Source organism: Acidaminococcus hominis, assembly GCF_022484025.1.
Classification (GTDB): domain Bacteria; phylum Bacillota; class Negativicutes; order Acidaminococcales; family Acidaminococcaceae; genus Acidaminococcus; species Acidaminococcus hominis.
The window spans coordinates 2,187,765-2,207,689 of sequence record NZ_JAKVMG010000001.1; the positions used below are offsets into that span (position 1 = coordinate 2,187,765).

Genomic DNA, 19,925 nt, shown 5'->3' on the forward strand with positions numbered 1-19,925 from the left:
AACCTTTGGCCAGGCTTTTTTGCAGGGAGTTTTAGTAGGACAGGGGATAGAACAGGGCCACATACACCAGGGAAACAATGACACTGATAAAGGTCAGGGGCAGGCCCGGCTTTACGAAATCGATGAACCGGTAGCCCCCGGGTTCTACGGCCATGGAGTTGGCGGGCATGGCTACAGGGGTGGCAATGGCAATGGAAGCAGCGAACCGGACGGCCACCAGCATGGCTTTGGGGCCAATTCCCAGGGTGCTGGCAATAACCAGGGCGATGGGGGTGAACAGGATAATGGTGGCTGCGTTGGACATAAAGTTGGTAATGGGGGTAATGATCAGGAAAATGCAGAACAGGATGATCATGGGGCTGCTGATGCTGCCCAGGAAATTCAGGGTACCGTCGGCAATCATCTGGGCGGCGCCGGAATTCTTCATGGCAGCGGCCACAGGCACCATGGCGGCGTAAATGATGATGCCGCTGATGGGTACGGAACGGGAGGCCTCCTTCATGCTGATGCAGCGGAAGGCCACCACCAGAATGGCCCCAATCAGGCCGATAAAGTGCAGGGGAATACCTACTTCATCAGAGAAAATCATGCCCAGGAAAGCGCCTACCATCACGGCCAGGGCGAGAATCCGTTTCCAGGCGGGAACCTTGGAATAATCTACCGTCAGGGAGGCAGCAGAATAATCATCGTCCTGGTTTTGGGGTTCGTCCGGCAGCAGGTTATAGCCAATGGTGGCCATATAGAAAGCGGAAATCACTAAGAGCAGCAGGGACAGAGGGGCAAATTCGAAGAAGCCCATGGTTTGGCCAATGCCCAGGCCTTCCAGGGTTTCTTTCAGGAAGGGACCGGAGGTGGTGCCTACGATGGTGATGCCACCGCCAAAGCAGCAGCCTACGATAACCGGGTAAATCAATTTGGAACGCTTCATGCCGGTGGAATTGCTGACGCCTAAAATCAGGGCAATCAGCAGGGCGGCAGCACCGGTATTGGACAAAAAGCCGCTCATAATGCCGGAAAGCAGAACCGTGGCGAAAACCAACTGCCGTTCGCTTTTGGAAAAGCGGGTGAGTATATGACCGATTTTTTCTGCCCCGCCGGTTTTAAACACGGCTTCCCCAATAACGGCCATGGACGCAATGATCATGGTGGTGGGACTGGAAAAGGATTTCAGGGCGGTGTTGGCGTCAATGGCGCCAATGAGATAGAAGCCGACGGCAACGCTTATGGCCGTGGCGGCCAGGGGAATCAATTCCGTCATAAATAGGATAAAGGCAATCAGGATAATGCCAATAACCAATGTTGCAACGCTCAAACCAAACATAATGTTCTCCTCCGTGGCAGAAACTTCCTGGGGGTGCGCACCAGAATCCGGGGAAGCCGACTGCAATAATGTATTTCACTATGCCCATACAGTACATCAAATATTCTGAAAAAACCAATGGTATTAAGTTGTTGGAGAAATAACCTTTTGGTTAATGAATTTTTGGTTATTGATACAAGAACTATTTATCATTGGGCAAATCAAAACTCTGAAAATATAATAAACTCAATTCCAATTCAGCCGTCGGAGGTAAAAAAATGGATGAGTTAAAAAGAGTTTCTGAATTTGTAGCAGCTTTCTCTCTAGAAAAAGCAGATGAGAATGTAAAAGCAAGTGCCAAAAAGTGTATTTTAGATGTGGTGGGGCTGGCCATGGGGGCTTCTGATAACCCCATGTTCCAACAGATCAAAAAGGTGTATTTGCAGGCGGACAACCAACAGGCCTTGGTGCAGGAAGGCAGCAGCGCCCAGCTGGCATCCATTTGGGGCAGCCCGGAACGGACCAACCTGCGCACCGCCGTATTCTTTAACGCCATGCAGGGGCATACCCTGGAACTGGATGATGTGCATATCCGTTCCAAAACCCATATTGGCACAGTGGTAGTGCCTGCGGCCTGGGGCCTGGCAGAAGTGCTTCACAAGTCCGGGGATAAACTGCTGGAGGCAGTAATCTGCGGCTACGAGGTGATGAGCCGGATTGGCATGGGCTTTGGGGTTTCCAGCCACCGGAACAAGGGTTGGCATGTAACCAGCACGGCGGGCACCTTTGGGGCAGCTGCGGCCTGTGCCAAACTGTTGGACTTTACCCCGGAGCAGGTCCTGGCAGCCCTGGGCCTGGCAGGCACCCAATCCTGCGGCACCTGGGCATTCTTGTCGGACGGGGCCACCAATAAGGTACTGCATCCGGCCCGAGCAGCAGCCAGCGGCTTGGAGGCCTGCCTTTTGGTACTGGGCGGGATGCGCGGCTCCGCCCATATCCTGGATGCCAAGGATGGGGGCATTTTCCCCATGATGAGTGACGCCTATGACTATTCCCTGGTGGACAAGGATCTGGGCAAGGTATACGAAATTCTCCAGGTGGACAAGAAGCCCTACCCCTGCTGCCGGAGTACCCACTGCGTTATTGATGGGGTGCTGAACTTGCGCCGGCAGTACCAGCTCCAGGCAGAAGACGTGGTCTCCATTCAGGTGGGAACCTATCTGGTAGGGCTGAAGCAGTGCGGCCTGACGGATACCTGTAAGGTGCCCCAGCTGCCCACCCAGGCCAAATTTTCCACGCCCTATGTGGCAGCCTGTGCCCTGCTTCAGGGCCGTGTAGAGCTTCAGGATTTTGCCCCGGACCAGATTCTTCGGCCCCAGGTGCAGGCTTTGCTGCGGAAAGTAACCGTGGCGGAAGACCCGGAATTTACCGCCCGGTACCCGGAGCATTGGGGCTGCAAGGTCACCATCACCCTGCAAAACGGAACACAAGTGGAAACCGTGGTGAAGGATGCTTCCGGCAGCGTAGGTTCTCCTCTCACCGATGCCCAGCTTCAGGACAAAGTCCGGGCCTGCTGCCAAAAATACCAGGGCCCGTGGCTGGAACAGCTTATGGGAGACCTTTTGCAGTTGGAAACCTTGAGCAAGCTTCCCTCCCTGGTATATACTAAAGAGTAGGACCGCTTGCGGGGATTCTGAAGGGGCGGTCAGAAAGCAGGGATACACCATGACGGAAAACGACTTGACGAAAATTGTGACCATTGCCGAAGAAGGCAGTATGGCCAAAGCGGCCCAAAAATTGTTTATCACCCAGCCGGCCCTGAGCAAAAGCCTGGCCAAGGTGGAAGCAGAACTGGGGGAGGTCCTGTTTACCCGGAGCAGCAATGGGCTGATTCCTACGGAAGCGGGAAAATACCTGGTGACCAAGGCCTACCAGATTCTCAAGCTGTACGAGGATACCCGGGTGGAATTCTGCGAACTGAACCAGATGCAGAAGGGCCTGCTGAAACTGGGCTCTGCGGAACGGATTGGCGCCCTGCTGCTGCCCAATCTGCTGAAATCCTTCAGCGAGCGATATCCCAATATCAAAATCGACATTGTGGAAGAAAATAGCGTGCTGCTGGAGGAACAGGTGCTGATGGGGGCTTTGGATTTGGCCATTGTCTGCCTGCCTCTGCGCAATGAGAATCTCAGCTATAAGGTGTTCTACCGGGGACCGTTGTTCCTGGCCCTGCCTAAAAGCAGCCCGGCCAACCGGTTTGCCTATTACCAGGAAGGGGAAAAGATGCCCTATATCCACCTGGAGGACGTCCTGGACCAGGAATTTATCCTGACCAAGCCCTTCAAGAAAACCCGGGTGGCGGCGGACCGGATTCTGAAGCCCTTTGCCAAAGACGTGAAGATTTTTATGGAGTCGCAGAACATCGAAACGGTCATCCGGCTGGTGGCAGGGGGCATGGGGATTTCCCTGGTGCCTTCCATCTACACCAAAAGCTACGTGACCGGGGATAACATCAACTATTACCAAATTGAAGAAAAATATGAGCCCTATTGGGAATGGGCGGTCATCTACAACGGGGAGCTGGGGCATTTGACCCGGCCTTCCCGGGAACTGTACAAGCTGATCTGCCAGGAGGGGTGCACCTTCCCCAGCTATCTGGCCTAAAATAACGCAAAAAAACACCGGCTGCCAAGGCCGGTGTTTTTTGTTGACAAACTTGTTTTTGGAGGCTATCGTACAGATAGATAGGCATTTTGCAAAAATAGAGGGGGAAGCGTTATGGAATCCATTTCACTGGCCGCCTACGGGCTGCTAAAGGGCGGGTATGACCTCCATATTCATTCCCTGCCCTCCGCTTTGGATCGGCAACTGGACGATATCCAGGTGTTCAAGGAAGCGGACCGGGCGGAAATGGCCGGCATCTTGTTGAAGAACCACGGAGAGCCTACGGGCAGCCGGGCCTGGCTGCTGAACCGGTACCTGCCCCTGGCAAAGGTAAAGGCCTACGGGGCGGCGGTGCTGAACTGGTCCCTGGGGGGCCTCAATCCCCTGGCGGTGCAAACGGCTCTGGCCCTGGGGGCACGCATCATCTTTATGCCCACGGTGGATGCGGCCAATTTCCCCCTGCGCAATCTGCCCGGGGACGTACTGCCCCGGCCGGGCATCCGGATTACGGATCCTGACGGGAATCTGCGGCAGGAAGTTCGTGCCATTTTCCAGGTGGTGAAGGTTAAGGGGGCGCTTTTGGTCACCGGCCATATCAGCCCGGAAGAAGCCCTGCTCCTGTGCCGAGAAGGCAGAAAAGAAGGGGTAAGAATGGTCCTGACCCACCCGGAATGGGCCCATACCCGGATCCGGCCCCAGGACCAGGCCGAACTGGCCCAAAGCGGGGTCTACATTGAGAAATGCTGGTACAATGTGGCAGAAGGGGAATGCACTCCGGCGGAAATGGCGGAACATATCCGGCTCATAGGGCCGGAGCACTGCTTTTTGACCACGGACCGGGGGCAGAACGGCCGGGAAACCCCGGTGGAGGGGATGCTCCAATTTATCCAAAGTCTGCTGGATGAGGGGATTTCCCAAGCTGCCATCCGGACCATGGTGACCCAGGTGCCGGAGGAAATGCTGGGAATTGAATGAATGAACGGAAAAGGCCGCAGCCAGGGTATCTGGCTGCGGCCTTTTTGAGAGGTGCTGTACGCTATTTAGTTGTTGCCCTGGGGCGGGAAGTCGTTCCGATGCTGGCTCTGGGGGGCCGGCTGGTGCGCTCTGTTGTGGGCTCTTTGGGGTGCTCTTTTGGGCGGCTTCCGGTTTCTCCATTCCGGATGATCCTTCTGGTCATCCCAGTGGGACAGGGGTGCCGGGTGGGAATCCCCCAGCACCACCACAATCTGGCTGAGGGGCTCTTTGTGCTCTGCGGCCTGGGCCTTGGGGGTGCCTAGCAGGAGATTGTAGCCGCAGACCAGAAGGGCGGCCAGCAGGGGCACGGTCAGCTGTTTTTTCAGCCGCTGCCAGGCTGTTTTATAGGGGCTGGGGCAGGCCAGAGCGGCCGTACCTACAGCGTTTTTTTGCAGGATCTGTTTTTGCAAAGTCATGAGAAGGACCTCCCTTTTCTTGATGGTCTTAGTATAGGGCAGAAACATGAAAGAACTATGAAAATCCTGGGCAGAAAATAAGCAAATGGGCAAAGTGGGGAAGACGCAAAAAAGGAAGTGCCGGGGCACTTCCTTTTTTGTATTTTATTTCCGATACGTTCCTTCAGGAGCGGGAGTCTGGCGGTTTTGGAGTTCCGGGCGCTGTTTCTGCTCTTTTTGCTGCTGTTTTTGTTCCTTGGTAAATTTCTTTTGCTGCTTTTGGTCTTTTTTCAGCTGCTTCTTTTCTTGCTTTTGTTCCTTTTGCTGCTCTTTGGTGTTTTCTTTCCGGTCTTTTTGGGAGGTCTTGTCTTCTCTTTGTTCAGGCTTGTTCTTTTGGTCTTTCAGGGAAGCCTGGGACTGGAGGCCATTTTCTCCTCTCACCAGAATGTACTGGGAGCGGTTTCCTGCTTCCGGGGCAGCGGCGTGGGCCACATTGCCAGCAGCGGCACTGCTGAAGCCGCAGACCAGGGCAGCCGCTACCAAGAACCGACCGGCACTTTTCTTTATTTCTTTCCAGCTGCTGCTCTCCATTCGGCTGAGCAGGGCCGTTTCTGTATAGGATTTTTCACTTGCTTTTACTTGTGTCATAAAAATGACCTCCCTTGTTTTTCTGGCCCTATTCTACCTGCGGATTATGAAAAGAACATGAATGGAGCTTGACAACTTTGTGTTTTTTGCGTTAGTGCAGCAGGTCCAGCAGCGGGTTGGTCTTGTGGACCTGAGCCCGGATTACCTGGCCGTTTTGGGCGTTGACGATGAAGTGGTAATCCATGCCATCCTTTTCGCAGTCCGCCAGGTAGAACAGGGGCATTCCTTTGAAGGTCCCTTGGGGTCTTACGCCGCTGGGCATGCCCGGCTGAGGGGCTGCAGGAGCCTTTGCGGCAGGGGAAGCCGTCTGGTTTTGGGCTTGGGCGTCTGTGCTTTCAGGAAGCTGCTGCTGCTCAGTATTCGGCACCGGTGCCTGGGGTTGGGTGCCCGGCGCTTTTTCCGGGGCTTTGGGGCCTTGGGGTGCTTTCCCGGCGAAGGGCTGGCCTTCCTGGGGTCCCCGCTGGAATTTTTCTCCCTGCTGCTTTTCCTTCTGGTCCCGTTTGTCGTGCTTACTGTCCTTGGCTTGCTTCTTGTCTTTTTGGAAGCGGCCGTCCGGGTTGGGCAGCTTGTCTTCCAGCTGGACGCTTCGGAAGGTAACGGAAGAAGGATCCGTCCCCAGGGTGTTGGCAACGGCTTCTTTTACCTGATCCGTGCTGACCAAGGTGATATTCTTTTGGGCGGCCAGGCTTTGCAATAGGGTGGTCCGGGCTTCCCCTTCCTGGAGCCGGGCGTTGGCCCGTGCCTTATGGGCAGCGATTTTGCCTGCCCCGCACAGCACGGCCAGGGCCAGGACGCAGCCGGCACCTTTTTTCAGCCGGCGGGCAGTAAAGGTTTTTCTGCCCCAGGAAGCGGTTTTTTGCAGTACTTCTTTTGCTTGTTGTTCAGTTTTATTGGTGTCCATCATGGATTCCTCCCTTTGGGCAGTTCCTCAAGGGGTCTGCCTTTGTTGTATTGGCTACAGTGTAGGGCCGGAACATGAAAGGGAAATGAATGCCAATATTTTTTTAGAATTTCAGGGTAAACGTACTGCCCTTTCCCAGGGTACTGGTGACGCCGGCCTGGGCCTTTTGCAGTTTGGCGGCAGCTGCCACAAAGGACAGCCCCAGGCCCAGTCCCAGGTTCTGCTTCTTGTTCCGGGAGGGATCTGCCTGGTAGAGCCGGTTCCAGATCCGGGGCAGGTCTTCGGGGGGAATGCCCGGCCCGTCATCAGAAACGGCCAGCACCACCCGGCCCTTTTCCTGGCACAGGGAAACCTGGATGGTATGCTTGGCAAATTTCAGGGCGTTATCCAGGTAGTTGCCCAGAATCCGGGCAAGCAGCTGGTCGTTTCCGGTAACGGTAAGGTCCGGTTTTACCTGGAGCTTCCAGGCGAAGTTCTGGGCGGCCGGCAGCTTCTGGTAATCTTCCAGGGTTTCCGTGACCAGCTGGGACAGCTTGACCGGTCCCAGTACCAGGTCTTTCCGGCTGTCCAGCCGGGACAGCTCCAGCAGCTGGTTGATCAGGCGGCTCATGCGCCGGGACTGCTGAAAGATATGCTGAAATTCTTCCTTGGCCTCGGCCACGGTTTCCGTATAGTCCTTGCCGTATTCACTTTCAGCCATGATGACGGCCGTGGGGGTGCGCAGCTCATGGGAGACATCGGAAGTAAAATGCTTTTCCCGTTCCAGCTGTTCTTCCAGTTGGGCCAGCATCCAGTTGAAGGTATGGCCCATCTGGTGGATTTCGTCCTTGCCGTCCCCCAGGGGAATCCGCTGGGACAGGTCCCCGGTTTCCCCAATGGCCCGGGCTGCTTCACTGATGGCCTGGACGGGGGCAAAGCTGTGCCGGATAATCCGGTAGCCGCCCAGGGCAATGAGAAGGAGAAACAGGGGCAGGCTGATGAGCGCCGTAAGCAGGATTACCTGGTAGCGCCGGGCGTAGATTTCATCGGGAAGAATGCCCCGGATCCAGGGCAGGGGCTGTGGGGAGAGGACGGTTCCCGGCTGCCGGAGGGCAGGGCGGATGGGCTGATCCACGTAGTGGTAGCTTTGGCCGTCAATCACGATTTTCTGGGGCCCCCGGTTGAAACGGGGCGGCAGGGCGGGCATCCCTTCCGGTTCCATGCCGGAGAGCAGCTTTCCCTGGGGGTCCCGGAGGGACAGATAGACATTCTTGTCGTAGGGCCGGAAATGCTCCGGGTCCTGGGAGGCCTTATCCACGGCCTTGATCAGGTCCTTGCCGGCGTCCCGGCGCTCGTGGTCCTCGGCCATTTCCAGCACGGCCCCGGTAAAGACGGCCAGCACCAGTGCCAGAAATAGGGTGTACCACAGGGTTACCCGGATGGAAACCGGGAGCTTGGTGAAAAAATGCACCAGTTTATGCCAAAGTAAGGAAAGCCTATTCTTTAAGGACATAGCCGGTACCTCTCACGGTGTGGAGCAGCTTGGGCTCAAAATCCTTGTCGATTTTCTTCCGCAGGGTTTTGATGTACACGTCCACCATATTGGAGGCCCCTTCGTAGGAAAAATCCCAGGCGTGCTCCAGAATCTGCTCCCGGGACAGGACTGTGCCCTGGTTCCGCAGCAGGTAGTCCAAAATGGCAAATTCCTTGGGGGTCAGGCTGATTTCGGTGCCGCCCCGGGTGACCTGGTGGGTCCGGGTGTCCAGTACCAGATCCGCCAAAACCAGCTGGGGGCTGGCGGTCTGCTGGGGGTTGCTCCGGCGCAGCAGGGAACGGATCCGGGCCAGCAGTTCTTCAAACTCGAAGGGTTTTACCAGGTAGTCGTCCCCGCCGCAGTCCAGCCCGGACACCTTGTCCTGGAGACTGTCCCGGGCGGTAAGAAACAGCACCGGCACCTGACTGCCCCGGCTGCGCAGGGTTTTGACCAGGGTCAGCCCGTCCATTTCCGGCATCATGATGTCCACAATCAAAAGGTCATAGTCGGCGGCGTCCAGGTAGGCCAGGGCCTCCTTGCCGTTAAAGGCGGAGTCTACGGAGTAGGCTTCGATTTTCAGCCGTTTGGCGATTATTTTGTTCAGGGAAGGTTCGTCTTCCACAATGAGTATTTTCATGCTTTCCACCTCCGGATACTTCTTTCCTTATTGTACAGGATACTGCCAGAATGTGAAGCGAAAATGAAAACTTTAAGGTTAGCAAAGACTAATATGCCAAAAAATCTTAAAAAATCCCGTAAAGCCTGATATTAACTGGCTTTGCAGCAGAAATAGGGAAACAAAAAAACGACCTGCTGAAAAAAATATAAAATTTTTTCTAAAAGGGTATTGCCTAAATGCGGCTTGTATGCTAGAATCATTCCTGTAAGTAAAGACTAACCGCATTGTCTTTATTTTTTCAGGTGAGGTTAGCGAAAACTAACCTCACCACTCCCCTTGTTTATTAGCCTTTAGTTTGACCGGCGGCGGGTTGTGTGCCCCTGCTGTGCCGGACAAGCTGCCAGGAGGCAGCTGGAAAGCAGATGCCCTTAGGGCACCAACACAATCTGCCTTCCTCGTGAGAACTGTGTACTGGCGAATGCTTATCATATGGAAACAGAACTCCTCCTGTTTCTCCCTAACCAATTGTTGTCAACCTTCAAACAAAAACAGCGGCAGAGAGCGCAACTCTGCCGCTGTTTTTGTATTTCCGGCTAACAGTTGCCGGTATAGACGTGGTGCAGGGATTTCCGGGCCAGTTCCGCCAGTTTCCTGACCTGTTCCGGGTCCGTGGCAGGAATGTTGCACTGCCAGCGGGGGAAGTACCGGGTCAGGTGGAGGGGAATTTCCGGAGAAAGGCTGGCCAGCCAGGCCACTTCCTGTTCCAGGACGTCTTCCTGGTCGTTTTTTCCCGGTATCAGCAGGGTGGTGATTTCCACGTGGCAGCCCAGGAGGTGGGCGGTGCGGATATTTTCCTTGACCACTTCCAGATCTCCGCCCAGCCAGGCGTAGTATTCTGGGGTAAAGCCCTTCAGGTCGATATTGGCTGCGTCAATCAGCGGCAGCAGGGCTTTCCAGGGACCGGGAGAAATATAGCCGTTAGTTACCAGGACCGTTTTCAGGTTCTTTTCTTTTAGCAATTTGGCACAGTCCCGGACGTATTCGTAGCCCACTAGGGGTTCGTTGTAGGTAAAGGCCACGCCAATATTGCCGGCCCGTTCCTGGTAGTCCAGGGCCATTTGGACCAGCTCTGCCGGGGACAGGGTCATTCGGGCGGCTTCTTCCCCGGCCTGGGAAATGGAGGCGTTCTGGCAGAAGGGGCAGCGCAGGTTGCAGCCAAAGGTGCCCACGGACAGGATTAAGGAACCAGGGTAGAACTGGGCCAGGGGTTTCTTTTCAATGGGATCCAGGGCAATGGACGTGAGCTTGCCGTAGCTTTTGGAAAGCAGGTGTCCATCCAGGTTGATCCGGGCCCGGCAGAAGCCGGTTACGTCCGGGGGCAGGGTGCAGCGCCGGGGGCACAGGGTACACAGGACGTTTCCAGGGTGGCGCTTCATAAATGTCTCACCACCTTGAAGCGCCAGAGCTTAATGGGCTCGCTGGCACCAATCTGTCCTTTTTGCCGGGCAATGGCTACCTGTTTTTCCGGGGTATCCACGCCGTCCAGATCCGGCAACAGCAGCCCTCGGCGTTCATCCAGGGCGCTGCCCACAATGACCCCGTAGGTGCTGGGGTCCAAATAGGACGTATCCGGGATGGGCTCTTTTTCCCCCAGGACGTCCACACTGTACTCCAGATCCGGCAGTTCCTCGGGCCGGACCGGGGTGAAACGGGGATCCCGGCTGGCGGCGGAAATGCCGTTGGAGAGGATTTCCCGGGCAATATTTTCCTGGACCGGGGAAATGGTGCCGATGCAGCCTCGGAGCTGATTGTCCTTGTGGAGGGTGACGAAGACCCCGGCCCGTTGGTTCAGCATTTCCGGAGGCAGTCCCTCCGGCAGGGAAGCCGGCTGGTGCTCCTTCACAAAGGTTTCTACGCTGCGCCGGGCCAGTTTCACGTAGGGGTCTTCCTGGGACTGGCGGAGCAGCCGGGCCGCCGCTTCTTCCTGGAGCAGCTGGGGTAGAAATTCCCGGCTTTTGTCCTTTCCCTGAGGGAAGAAGGAGGCTACCCCGTAGCCCACCCCAAAGGGACCCTCGTGGGACAGCAGCTGGCTTTTTACCGCCAGGCCGTCCAGGGCCCCGGCCATGATCCAGAAGGAACGGAGGCCGCATTCTGCTGCCCGCTCACAAAGGTGGTGGTCTAGGCTTAATAGGGTAAGGAAATCTCCCTTGCCCAGGGCTTCCGTACAGCTTTGGTCAAAAACGGGGCCTTCCTGGGCAAAGCCGTAGGGGCCTTCGGCCAAAAGCTTGTGGGACAGGTCGCCGCTGGCAATGTATACGGCCCGGCGGCCCAGGTGGTTGACGGCGGCTGCAATGGCCTGGCCCAGGGCATAGTGGGCCTTGGCTGGCAGACCGGACAGACCAATCCGGACAATTTTTACCTGGTCCAGGGAGCCGTGCTGGCGGTAAAAGTACAGGGGAATCAGGGTGCCGTGGTCCAGTTCCGCCTGACGGGCCCCCAGGGGTCCTGCGGGGACGCCCCGGGCTTCTGCCTGCCGGCCGATTTCCTTGGCAAGCTGCTGGTCATAGGTTACCTGCACCGTCACCTGCGGGGCCCGGAAGGCCGCAAAATTGCCGGAGCCTGTGGCGTCCGGGGTGATGTGGAAATAATCCAGGTAGAGCTCCGCATGGGGACTGGTGATAATCAGGGTGTCCGGCTGGAGCTGGGCAGTCTGGGCCATGACGGTTTCATAGGCATCAATGGTCTTTTGGATTTTCTTTTCTTCTCCCCGGCCCACTTCCGGCAGGATAATGGGCGGATGGGGTACTGCGAACGCAGCCAAGATGGGCATAAAAAACACCTCGCTTTACTGCCTCTATTGTACCATATGCCGGGGCAGAACGCAGAAACGGCCCGCCCAATTCTTGCGAAAGAACGGGCAGGCCGTAAACTAAAATTTGGAAAAGGTGCCGTAAGTCAAGGGCGGCAGGAAAAAATGCGGCAAGGGAGTGAAGCAGAGAGCAGCTCCTAACGAAAATGCCTTCAGCTGGCCTGATTTTGCCCTGTGAACCCTTAAAATAGCCAGGGGCTACACTGGGTAAGACTGCAATGCCCCGGGACTTGAGAAAGGCAATTTAGCGCTCCAAAAAGTGCTGGCCGCAAAAACGGCCTGCGCTATTTCTCAAAAGAGGAACAACACAGGCCGTACGCAAAGCGGTATCAGGAACGTTTGGTGAAAAGGGAAAACAGGTTTATGGGGCGCACGCTGCACAGGGGGTACTGGGGGTCCGCCTCCAGCGCCTTTGCCCGGGCGGCTTCCAAATCGTGGAACACATCCCATTTGGCGGCAATCTGGGCCTTTCCCGTAAGCCGGAGCAGGTAGGACGGATGGAAGGTGGCAATGCAGTCGATGCCTTGGGAGGTTCTAAAGAAGGTGCCCCTTTCCCGGGTAATTCTGGCCTGTGGTCCCTTAAAATAGCGCAGGGCTACACTGCCTAGGGCCACAATGACTCGGGGCTTGAGAAGGGAAATTTCGCGCTCTAGGAAACGTTTACCGCAGAAGCTGCCTTCTTCCGGGGTGGGGGTCCGGTTGCCTTTGGGCCGGCATTTGATGACGTTGGTGGTAAGCACGTGGTCCCGGGTGATTTTTACAGACCACAGGGCCTTGTCCAGCAGCTGGCCGCTGGGACCAATCAGGGGACAGCCGTACTCATCCTCCACGCCCCCAGGGCCTTCCCCTACCAGCAGCAGGGGGCTTTTCGGGTCGCCAAACCAGCCCACAGGGGCTTTGCAGTCCCCGCGCAGGGGGCAGGCGGAGCAGTCTTCCAGTTCATTTTCCAATTGGCGCCAGGCCGATTCTTCTTCCATGCTTTACGTTTCCTCCCTTACAGGTGCAGTTGTTTTTCCACCCGGTCCAGGAAAAAGCCGGCCAAAAAACCGGTAAAGAGACCGGTGGGAATGCCAATGGCAATCAGGACGGGCAGATAGGAAAACAGGGCCGTGGTCTGCATCAAGAGAACGGCCGCAAAAATCTGGCCGCAGTTGTGGCAAAAGGCCCCCAAAAGGCCCACCCCGACAGGGGAGAACCATTGTTTTTTTACGGCCAGGGCCATGCAGAGAAAGCTGAGTACGGCGCCTCCCAGCCCAATCATGAAGCCCGGGGTGAAAAGGCCGGTGAAAAGCAGCCCCGTTAAAAGCAGCCGGGTGGTGAGGAACAGGGCGCCTTTGGTGGTTCCGTACAGGTACAGCACAATCATGGTGACACTGTTGCCCAGGCCCAAATGGGCGCCGGGCAGGGGCAGCAGGTAGGCTACGCTGGTTTCCGCCAGGCGCAGGGCAATGGCGGCGGCCAAGAGGATACCCAGCTGGGTCAGGTCACGGGTGGTCAGTTTACCGGAGGATGGCGTCATGATCATTCTCCTTTGCAGCAGTGGTCAGGGTGACCAGTACCTTTTCCGGCACGCAGGCCACGGTCTGGCCGGATTGGGTGATTTTGCCCTGGTGGACGCAGACCTTGTCCGGGCAGGGGGACGAAATGACCCTTCCGCCGTCCTTGTCGTAGGCGATGACCATTTCACCGTCTTGGACCGGAACGATCAGTTTGGTTTCTGAAGTGACATTTTTCAGTTCGATCCGCTGGAGGACCTGCTGGTCCCGGCGCACCACCAAAACTTTATTCTGGGCGGAGGGATCCGCCCGAAACAGGAAGTAGCTGACTAGGCCGGCCAGGGCCAGCACCAAAATCAGCCAAAAATCATTTTTACGCATAACGTCTCCTTACTTTCCAGGGGTAAATATTTTGGCAAGGCCCGAGGATACATGAAGGGTACCTTCACTATCCACGTAGACCATTTCCAGTTCCGGATCCTTTTCTACCAGGTCCAGGGCCTGCTGCCAGGGCAGCCCAAAGAGCAGGGTGGAGTAGTAGTCCGCCCAGAAGGCGGAATGGGTAACCACCGTTACGGAGCGGCAGAAGCGGGAAGGCCAGCCGGTGCCCGGGTCCAGAATGTGGTGATAGCGGACCCCGTCCACTTCGTAGTAGCGCTGGTAGTCCCCGCTGGTGGCAATGGCTGTGCCGGCGGGCACCAGCAAGGTACCCAGCACCTTTTGGGCGTTCCGGGGATCCTGGATGCCGATTTTCCAAGGCTTTCCGTCGGGCTTATTGCCGATAATCTTGATGTTGCCCCCAGCGTTTACCAGGGCCGTTTGGATGCCTGGCTCCTTGGCCAGCTGGTTGGCGGTCTGCTCAACGGCGTAGCCTTTGGCTACCGCTCCCAGATCCAGCTGGGCACCATTTGCCAAAGTGATGGTACCGTTCTCCTGGGATACAGTATACTTGTCCGGACCGCATTTGGCCAGAGCCTGATGAATTTCTTCTGCGGTGGGCACGGTTTTGCTGTCCCGGTGCTGGTTCCAGACCTGGATGACGGGCCCCAGGGTTACGTCCAAAGGAGCGTTATGCAGAGGGGCAATCTGCTGGAGGATATCCAGCAGGTAGGGGGAAGCCTTTTGGGGTCCCTTGCCCGCTGCCTGGTTGATGGCGTACAGGTCCTGGGGCCCCTGGGCCGTGTAGGGGTCTGTTTCGTTGGCAATGGTTTGGAACAGGGTAAAGGCCCTGGCGGTAGCGTCCTGAAGCTGCGTTTTGCTGTCACCGGTGGTGGTAATGGTGACAATGGTATCCATCATAAACCGGGTATCCTCATGTTTTGCCGGTTGAAAAAAGCAGCCCGATAAAATCAGGCTGCTGAAAAACAAAGTTAACGCAAGAAGTTTTTTCATTTTCTGGCTTGGGCCTGAGCCTGAGCAGAAGGACAATTGGCGGCCATGGCGCAGCAGGCGCAGCCGGTAGGTTGTTCTTTGGCAGGGGCTTCAGGGGAGCCGGTAACCGGCGTAACGTAAACCAGGCACTTCCGGGGGCATTTTTCTACGCAGATGCCGCAGCCATCGCACTTGGTGTAGTCGATTACAGGAATGCTGCCGTTGACACCGTCTTCCATGGTGATGCAGTGCTGCGGGCAGTTCTTGGCGCACATGCCGCAGCTGATGCAGGATACCTTGCAGTCAGTCATGGCAGCTTTGCCTTTTTCACGATTGTTGCATTCCACCAGGACGTTCTTGGAAGCATCAATCATTTCAATCAGCAGCTGCGGGCAGGCTTTGGCGCAGGCTTCGCAGCCGACACATTTGTTGTAGTCGAATTCGGGCAGGCCGTTGGCACCGATTTTCAGGGCACCGAAGTTGCAGGCGTCCACGCAGGCGCCGTCTCCGAAGCAGCCGTAGTTGCATTGGCCGGGGCCGCCGGTCTGCTGGGCTCTCAGGTAGCAGTTGTGGACACCTTCGTAGTTGGAAATACGGGTCCGGTTGGCAGTGCAGCCGTTGCAGTGCAGGCGGGGAATGTAGCGGATGGCGTTCTCGTCATCGCCGGTGTCTTCCACACCCATCACAGCGCCGATGGCTTTTTTGCTGTCGGAGTTGGCTACAACGCATTTGTTGGCGTCAGCCTCTCCGGCTACAATGGCGTTGGCCAGGGCAGCGCAGCCTGCGTAGCCGCAGCCGCCGCAGTTGGCGCCGGGCAGCAGGTTGGTGACTTCGTTGATGCGCGGATCTTCTTCAACGGCAAACTTCTTGCCGGCAGTTGCCAGGACAAGACCGAAAATGCCGCCCAAGACCGCAACCAGAATTATAGCAGTTGTCATAATTGTTCAGCTCCTAACTTAATGGATGCCGCTCATTCCCATCATGGAAATGGACATACAGCTGGCAGTGATCAAAGCAATGGGCAGGCTCCGCAGGCATTTGGGCAGGGCATCTTCATCCAAACGTTCCCGAATGCAGGAGAACAGCAGGATGGCCATGGTGTAGCCCAGGGAGGTACCGATGGAGTTGGCTACGGAATCGATGAAGTCGTAGTTCTTCGTTACGTTGATCAAAGCAATACCCAGGATGGCGCAGTTGGTGGTGATCAGAGGCAGGTAGATACCCATGGCCTTGTGCAGGGCGGGCATAGCCTTTTTCATGAACATTTCAACCAGCTGTACCAGGGTGGCAATGGCCAGAATGAACACCAGGGTGTTCAGGTATTCCAGATGGTAGGGAACCAGCAGCAGGTAATAAATCCCGTAGGAAAGGATAGTGGCCAGCAGCATTACGAAGGATACGGCAGCACTCATACCTACAGAGTTGTTGAAGTTCTTGGATACCCCCAAGAAGGAGCACATGCCCAGGAACTGGGACAAAATGATGTTGGAAACGAAAATGGCACCAAAGATAATGCCGAATGTACTACCCATTATGAGCCACTCCTCTCTCTCTGAAGTAGTTTACAGCAGCAAAGACAAAGCCCATGGTCAGGAAGGCGCCGGCCGGCAGGATGAAGATCAGCACAGGCTGGTAAGCGGTTCCCAGCACCAGATGGCCAAACAGTTTGCCGGAACCGATCAGTTCACGGAAGGTGGCAATCAGGAACAGGGCGAAAGTGTAGCCAATGCCCATGCCGATGGCGTCCAGGGCGGAATCGATGATGCCGTGGTCGCAGGCAAAGGCTTCAGCACGGCCCAGTACGATGCAGTTTACTACGATCAGAGGAACGAATACGCCCAGGGATGCGTACAGGGCAGGTACATAAGCCTGCATCAGCATCTGCAGCAGGGTTACCAGGGAAGCGATAACGACGATGTAGCAGGGGATATGAATCTGATCAGGAATCAATTTCCGGATGGCGGAAATGATGATGTTGGAGAAAAACAAAACGAAGGTGAAGGCACAGCCCATACCGATGGCGTTGTCCAGGGAGTTACTGGTGGCCAGAGAAGGACAAACACCCAACAACTGGACGAACAAGGGGTTTTCCTTGATGATGCCTTTAGTCAGCTCATGCAGCATACGAATCAGTCCTTTCCGTTAGCATAATTTTTCATGTAGTGCTCCCGTGCTTCGTTGATCCCGGTGACTACCGCTCTGGAAGTGATGGTAGCTGCGGTGATGGCACGGATTTCATTGTCTTTGCTGGGAGTCTGTTTCGTAACAACCAGGGCGTCTTTCAGAGGTTTGCCCTTGAATTGCTGCTGCCATTCCGGTTCGGTGCTTCTGGCGCCCAGACCGGGGGTTTCGCTGTGGCTCAGGACTTTGATGCCGGTAATCTTGTTGTCCGGGGTGGAGAAGCCCACCATGAAGGTGACCTTGCCGCCGTACCCGGTGGGTTCTACGGTGTAGATGTAGCCGTTGACTTTGCCGTCCTTTTTGGACTGCTCAATATCGGCAATCAGGCCGCCAGGAGACTTTTCCTTGGTCAGGTCGCCCAGCTGGGGCAGAACGTCCCGATAGGCTGCTTTTACATCAGCTTCCTGTTTGGCAGCAATGATGCCCTTGGTAACTTCGTTGGCGCCCGCCACAAAGGCAACGGAAATGCCGCAGGTGAGAGCCAGGATTCCTGTAAATTTCACAAAGATGTTTTTCATTTCTTCAGGCCTCCTCCAAAGGATACGTTCCGGACGAAGCGGTCAATCATGGGAACTACCATGTTCATCATCAGGATGGAGTAGCAGACGCCTTCGGTGTAGCTGCCCCGCAGACGGATCAGGGAGGTCAGAAGCCCCAGGCCAATGGCGTAAATGATCCGGCCTTTTTTGGTGATAGGAGAAGTTACCCAGTCAGTGGCCATGAAGAAAGCACCGATCATCAGGCCGCCGGCAAACAGATGGTACAGGGGAAAAGCTGCAGGGTAGCCCATAACTGTGCCATAAATGCCGGTTACGATGGCTACGGTCAGCAGATAGAAAACGGGAATCCGCCAGTCAATCAGCTTCTTGTAGATCAGGTACAGGCCGCCCAGAACCAGGGCCGGTACACAGGTTTCACCCAGGGAACCGCCCACATTGCCGATGAACAGGTCGGACAGGGGAGGCAGCTGGGCTGCAGCAGCAGCGCCGCCAGCCTGCCAGATTTTTTCCGTGGCTCTCATGACAGCCAGGGGAGTGGCAGCGGTCATGGCATCAGCGGAAGCGGTAGCAGCGGTGGTAGCCATGGCTTTGGTGGCAGGAATGACCCAGGTGGTCATCTGCTGGGGGAAGGATGCCAAGAGGATGGCACGGCCGATATGGGCCGGGTTAAAGATGTTGCGGCCCAGACCGCCGAATACGGCTTTGCCTACAACAATGGCGAACATACCGCCCAGGACTGCCATGTAAGGCGGCAGGCTGGCGGGCAGGCACAGGGCCAACAAAAGACCGGTCAGGGCGGCGGAGCCGTCGCTGGTGGTGTTCTTCTTTCCCATCACCTTGTTGCTGAGCATTTCAAAAATGACGGCAGAAATCATGGTGCAGGCGATGACGATGACGGCATCCACGCGGAAATAATACACAGAAGCCAGTACGGCAGGCACCAGGGCCAGCATTACTTCCCTCATGGACTTGCTGATCGTCAGATCACAGTGCATATGGGGAGAAGAGGAAAGGAGAACCAAAGGCTTAGGTTCTTTAATAGGTTCCATAATCAATATCCAGTCCTTTCACGAGTTATTTATTTAATTTGTAGAAGGGGTTGTGGCCGCCGCTGCTGTTCCCTTTGATGAACTGCTTGCCCATACGGATGTATTGGACCAAAGGAATATAAGCGGGGCAGACGAAGGCACAGGAACCGCATTCGATGCAGGCGTGGCAGTAGAATTTTTCTGCTGCTTCCCAGTTCTGCCGTTTTACGGCTTGAACAATCTCGGTGGGTTCCAGCTTCATGGGGCATACATCGACGCAGCGGCCGCAATGTACGCAAGGACTGGGTTCAACATATTGGGCGAAAGGAGATTTGGAATTGAAGACCAGCACACCGGTGGACCCTTTGATAATGGGGTAATCCAGGGAGTTTACGGCAAAGCCCATCATCATACCGCCGGCTACGATCTTGCCGGGATCCCCTTCCAGGCCGCCGGCAGCTTTTACTGCATCGGTGAACAGGGTGCCCAGGCGCAGGATGTAGTTGCCCGGTTTCTTGACGCCGTCGCCGCTGACCGTAACCACTCTCTCGTACAGAGGAATGTTGTTTTTGATAGCCCGGCAGGCAGCTACTGCAGTGCCCACGTTATCCACGATAACGCCCACATCAGCAGGCAGACCCCGGTCAGGAACCGTACGGCCCGTGGTAGCGTAGATCAGATGCTTTTCAGAACCCTGGGGGTACTTTTCAGCGCAGACCTGAACCCGGATATTCGGTTCGGAAGCAACTTTCTTTTCCATCAGGGCAATGGCATCGGGTTTGTTGTCTTCAATGCCGATGATGCCTTGGGAGGCACCGGAAGCCATGAGGAAATACTTCAAACCTTGGATGATTTCATCGGAGCATTCCAGCAGGGTCCGATGGTCGGCCGTAATGAAGGGTTCGCATTCGATGCCGTTCAGGACGATGGTATCGATGGGACGGGCTCCTTCTTTGGGGGGAGCATACTTCACTGCGGTGGGGAACATGGCGCCGCCCATACCGGCGATGCCTTTATCACGCAGTACCTGACGGATCAGTTCCGGCGTGATCTCTTCTTCGCTGCGGGGTTTGATATCCTCGCAGAGGGTATCCTGCCCATCGTTTTTGATAACGATGCATTGGGCAAGCATCCCATGGACCATGTAGCGGCTTTCAATCTTGATGACGGTACCGCTGACGCTGGCATGGACATTTGTGCTTACAAAGCCTCCTGCTTCACCGATCACTTGTCCGATCGTGACTTTATCCCCTGGTTTAACCACCGGTTTTGCCGGAGCACCAATGTGCTGGGAAAGAGGAATGTACACCATGTCCGGGGCCGGGCATCTTTCGATGGCCAATTTGTCGGTCAAGGACTTGCTGGGGGGTACAGCGACACCACCCATGAAACTTGCTTCTTGTGCAGACATTCAGTTCACCTCTAA

Annotated in this window: 21 protein-coding genes; 3 read left to right on the plus strand and 18 right to left on the minus strand. The window is 55.9% G+C overall.

Translation table 11 applies throughout. The features are described 5' to 3' along the window. Positions 1–31: 31 nt before the first annotated feature. Positions 32–1,312 (minus strand): SLC13 family permease, encoded by a 1,281-nt coding sequence (locus LKE88_RS09825; RefSeq protein ID WP_160101855.1) that lies wholly within the window; start codon positions 1,310–1,312, stop codon positions 32–34. A gap of 266 nt (positions 1,313–1,578) precedes the next feature. Between LKE88_RS09825 and LKE88_RS09830 the strand changes: the two genes are divergently transcribed. The 3 genes from LKE88_RS09830 (at position 1,579) to LKE88_RS09840 (ending at position 4,939) form a co-directional block, all read left to right on the plus strand. Continuing rightward, entirely contained in the window at positions 1,579–2,976 is a 1,398-nt protein-coding gene (locus LKE88_RS09830) for an MmgE/PrpD family protein (RefSeq protein WP_105326724.1), read from the plus strand. A 49-nt stretch (positions 2,977–3,025) separates the two neighbouring features. After that, positions 3,026–3,964, plus strand: a complete 939-nt coding sequence (locus LKE88_RS09835) for a LysR family transcriptional regulator (protein WP_105326725.1) — start codon at positions 3,026–3,028, stop codon at positions 3,962–3,964. Positions 3,965–4,078: 114 nt separating this feature from the next. After that, positions 4,079–4,939 carry a DUF6282 family protein gene (locus tag LKE88_RS09840; protein WP_105326726.1) on the plus strand — a complete coding sequence of 287 codons (861 nt, stop codon included), beginning with the start codon at positions 4,079–4,081 and terminating at the stop codon, positions 4,937–4,939. A gap of 65 nt (positions 4,940–5,004) precedes the next feature. Here the strand turns inward: LKE88_RS09840 and LKE88_RS09845 are convergent, their stop codons facing one another. From LKE88_RS09845 to rsxC, 17 genes are all read right to left on the minus strand, one after another. Beyond that, the gene (locus LKE88_RS09845) at positions 5,005–5,394 is read right to left on the minus strand and encodes a hypothetical protein (RefSeq protein ID WP_105326727.1); all 390 of its coding nucleotides are present in this window, start codon (positions 5,392–5,394) and stop codon (positions 5,005–5,007) included. Positions 5,395–5,538: 144 nt separating this feature from the next. Beyond that, a complete protein-coding gene (locus tag LKE88_RS09850; protein ID WP_118286649.1) occupies positions 5,539–6,021 on the minus strand; it encodes a hypothetical protein in 483 nt (160 codons plus the stop codon). A gap of 91 nt (positions 6,022–6,112) precedes the next feature. After that, the gene (locus tag LKE88_RS09855) at positions 6,113–6,925 is read right to left on the minus strand and encodes a hypothetical protein (protein ID WP_146109053.1); all 813 of its coding nucleotides are present in this window, start codon (positions 6,923–6,925) and stop codon (positions 6,113–6,115) included. Positions 6,926–7,025: 100 nt separating this feature from the next. Then, positions 7,026–8,414 (minus strand): sensor histidine kinase, encoded by a 1,389-nt coding sequence (locus tag LKE88_RS09860; RefSeq protein ID WP_231085757.1) that lies wholly within the window; start codon positions 8,412–8,414, stop codon positions 7,026–7,028. Beyond that, a complete protein-coding gene (locus tag LKE88_RS09865) occupies positions 8,398–9,072 on the minus strand; it encodes a response regulator transcription factor (RefSeq protein ID WP_105326730.1) in 675 nt (224 codons plus the stop codon). The genes LKE88_RS09860 and LKE88_RS09865 overlap by 17 nt, the downstream gene beginning before the upstream one ends. Before the next feature lie 575 nt (positions 9,073–9,647). Continuing rightward, entirely contained in the window at positions 9,648–10,490 is an 843-nt protein-coding gene (amrS, locus tag LKE88_RS09870; RefSeq protein ID WP_105326731.1) for an AmmeMemoRadiSam system radical SAM enzyme, read from the minus strand. Next, positions 10,487–11,884: an AmmeMemoRadiSam system protein A gene (gene amrA, locus LKE88_RS09875; protein ID WP_276803491.1), complete on the minus strand. Its 1,398-nt coding sequence runs from the start codon at positions 11,882–11,884 to the stop codon at positions 10,487–10,489. The genes amrS and amrA overlap by 4 nt, the downstream gene beginning before the upstream one ends. Positions 11,885–12,252: 368 nt before the next feature. Beyond that, entirely contained in the window at positions 12,253–12,900 is a 648-nt protein-coding gene (locus tag LKE88_RS09880; protein ID WP_105326733.1) for a uracil-DNA glycosylase, read from the minus strand. A 17-nt stretch (positions 12,901–12,917) separates the two neighbouring features. Continuing rightward, complete coding sequence (locus LKE88_RS09885; protein ID WP_105326734.1) at positions 12,918–13,442, minus strand: Gx transporter family protein; 525 nt, start codon at positions 13,440–13,442, stop codon at positions 12,918–12,920. Next, complete coding sequence (locus LKE88_RS09890) at positions 13,423–13,800, minus strand: NusG domain II-containing protein (protein ID WP_105326735.1); 378 nt, start codon at positions 13,798–13,800, stop codon at positions 13,423–13,425. The genes LKE88_RS09885 and LKE88_RS09890 overlap by 20 nt, the downstream gene beginning before the upstream one ends. A 9-nt stretch (positions 13,801–13,809) precedes the next feature. Continuing rightward, entirely contained in the window at positions 13,810–14,718 is a 909-nt protein-coding gene (locus tag LKE88_RS09895) for an FAD:protein FMN transferase (RefSeq protein WP_231085761.1), read from the minus strand. Between the two features lie 89 nt (positions 14,719–14,807). Beyond that, positions 14,808–15,728, minus strand: coding sequence for an RnfABCDGE type electron transport complex subunit B (locus LKE88_RS09900; RefSeq protein WP_105326737.1), 921 nt, complete (start codon positions 15,726–15,728; stop codon positions 14,808–14,810). Positions 15,729–15,746: 18 nt separating this feature from the next. Further along, positions 15,747–16,322 carry an electron transport complex protein RnfA gene (locus tag LKE88_RS09905; protein WP_105326738.1) on the minus strand — a complete coding sequence of 192 codons (576 nt, stop codon included), beginning with the start codon at positions 16,320–16,322 and terminating at the stop codon, positions 15,747–15,749. Continuing rightward, positions 16,315–16,914, minus strand: a complete 600-nt coding sequence (locus tag LKE88_RS09910; RefSeq protein ID WP_105326739.1) for an RnfABCDGE type electron transport complex subunit E — start codon at positions 16,912–16,914, stop codon at positions 16,315–16,317. The genes LKE88_RS09905 and LKE88_RS09910 overlap by 8 nt, the downstream gene beginning before the upstream one ends. 5 nt (positions 16,915–16,919) lie before the next feature. Further along, positions 16,920–17,489, minus strand: a complete 570-nt coding sequence (locus LKE88_RS09915; protein WP_105326740.1) for an RnfABCDGE type electron transport complex subunit G — start codon at positions 17,487–17,489, stop codon at positions 16,920–16,922. Beyond that, entirely contained in the window at positions 17,486–18,520 is a 1,035-nt protein-coding gene (locus tag LKE88_RS09920) for an RnfABCDGE type electron transport complex subunit D (protein WP_105326741.1), read from the minus strand. Before LKE88_RS09920 ends, LKE88_RS09915 begins: the two co-directional genes overlap by 4 nt. Positions 18,521–18,545: 25 nt before the next feature. Beyond that, entirely contained in the window at positions 18,546–19,910 is a 1,365-nt protein-coding gene (gene rsxC, locus LKE88_RS09925; protein WP_199614401.1) for an electron transport complex subunit RsxC, read from the minus strand. Positions 19,911–19,925: the final 15 nt, after the last annotated feature.